Annotated in this window: 4 protein-coding genes; all 4 read right to left on the bottom strand. The window is 73.9% G+C overall.

What is annotated here, in order from left to right:
* Positions 1 to 283: hypothetical protein (locus tag C1I97_RS37020; RefSeq protein ID WP_146608434.1), on the bottom strand; the 283-nt coding region annotated here is incomplete at its 3' end.
* A 120-nt stretch (positions 284 to 403) separates the two neighbouring features.
* Positions 404 to 637 carry a hypothetical protein gene (locus tag C1I97_RS37015; protein ID WP_146608433.1) on the bottom strand — a complete coding sequence of 78 codons (234 nt, stop codon included), beginning with the start codon at positions 635 to 637 and terminating at the stop codon, positions 404 to 406.
* Positions 634 to 996 (bottom strand): hypothetical protein, encoded by a 363-nt coding sequence (locus C1I97_RS37010; protein WP_111007251.1) that lies wholly within the window; start codon positions 994 to 996, stop codon positions 634 to 636. The genes C1I97_RS37015 and C1I97_RS37010 overlap by 4 nt, the downstream gene beginning before the upstream one ends.
* Positions 993 to 1,421 carry a DNA-binding protein gene (locus C1I97_RS37005; protein ID WP_111007250.1) on the bottom strand — a complete coding sequence of 143 codons (429 nt, stop codon included), beginning with the start codon at positions 1,419 to 1,421 and terminating at the stop codon, positions 993 to 995. Before C1I97_RS37005 ends, C1I97_RS37010 begins: the two co-directional genes overlap by 4 nt.
* Between the last annotated feature and the right edge of the window lie 105 nt (positions 1,422 to 1,526).

Raw genomic sequence — 1,526 nt, 5'->3', positions numbered from 1 at the left:
GCGCGGCCGGGGTGGGCGGCAGGGGGCGGCGGGCGCGGACGTCGAGCAGCAGGGGGCCGGCGGTCTGGGTGTCGAGGCCGAGCTGGTCGCGGAGCACGGCGAGCAGGGCGACGTCGGCCTCGGCGTGGGCGGCGGCCGCCGCCAGGTCCCGGGCGGTGTCCAGGACCGCCTGGGGCTTGAGGAGGGCCTGCACGGGGCCCCACTGCAGGAGGCAGGCGGCCCTGCCCTCGCTGTCGGTGGTGGAGCGGATCCAGCAGGTGTGGTCATCGGGAGGCGTGGCCATGATCTTCTTTCCGGCCGATGGGCTCCGGCCATTCGAACTGACGGGTAGGGCGGGTCTCGCGCGGGCGCGCGCCTGCGTTCCGCGCGCGCGATCGCAGACGCGCGCCCGCGCGGGGCTGGTCTACCGGAGGTCCTCCTTCGGGTGGTCGGTGGTGGGCAGCGCGTCGATGGCGAGGCAGACGCTGAGGTCGTCGTCGCGGGTGACTCTGTGCCGGCGCAGAGCCCTGAAGGCGCGCTGCAGGAAGCCGGTGGCCAGGTAGATGAGTCCGGCGAGGGCGGCGATGACGATCAGGCCGAGCAGGGCGGCGCAGCCTCCGATGGCGGAGATGATCAGGACCTGTTCGGGGGTCATCATCGGGCGCTCCGTCCGCGGTGGCGGTCGGTGAGGTCGCGGATGGCCTCGCGGGTGAGGAGGGCGGTGGCGAGGGCGCCGAGGGCGGTCCACCACCAGTTGCTGTGCAGGGCGGTGTAGACGGTGGAGGCGGTGGTGGCGGTGCCGAGCAGGGCCACGGTGGCGATGGCGCGCACGGTGGGCACGGGGCTGGTCCTTCGGGTGTCGTGGCTGATGCGGTAGCCGGAGCTGACCAGGTGCAGCTCGACGTGGTCGGCGACCTGGTCGTAGTCGAACGGTGCGGTCGGGTCGGTGGTGAGCCACCAGTCCTCGAGGGCCGCGGCGACGACCTGGCGGTGCGGTGGGATGGCGGGGCGGGTCATCGCTGCAGGCTCCTGAGCTGGTTGCGCATGGTGCTGTCGGTGAGGTGGCCGGAGGCGACGCAGTCGGGTACGCCGCATCCGGGTCTGACGTAGCCGTCGGGGTCGCGGCCGTGCCGCATGCGGAACGCGACCCGCAGGGCGGACTCTTTGCGGCCGTGCTTGCCGGGGCGGCAGATCTGGGGCATACGGCCGGCCCACGGTCCGGTCCAGCGCGCGTGGCCGCCTGCGTAGGGCTCGGCGTACAGGGCGTAGGACTCCTCAGGCGTGCGGCAGGGCCGTGGGCGGTCGGGTACGGGGATGTTCTCGGCTCGCCGTATCTCGGCGATGGTGTTCGGGGAGCCGCCGCCGAGAGCGGCGCGGACCTGCGGGTAGGTGGCGCCAGCGCGCAGCAGCTCGGCGATGACGGTGTCTCGGGCCGGGGTCATCGCTGCCACCTGACGGGCCGGACGCCGATGCGGTGGCGGTGGTGGGGGCGGACCGCCGGTTTGGACTTCGGGTTGGGGCAGGTGGCGGCGTGGGCCATGTACAGG

This window comes from Streptomyces sp. NTH33 (assembly GCF_003236365.1).
Classification (GTDB): Bacteria; Actinomycetota; Actinomycetes; order Streptomycetales; family Streptomycetaceae; genus Streptomyces.
Note: the sequence above shows the minus strand (reverse complement) of the source record. Positions and strands in the feature narration are given on the sequence as shown.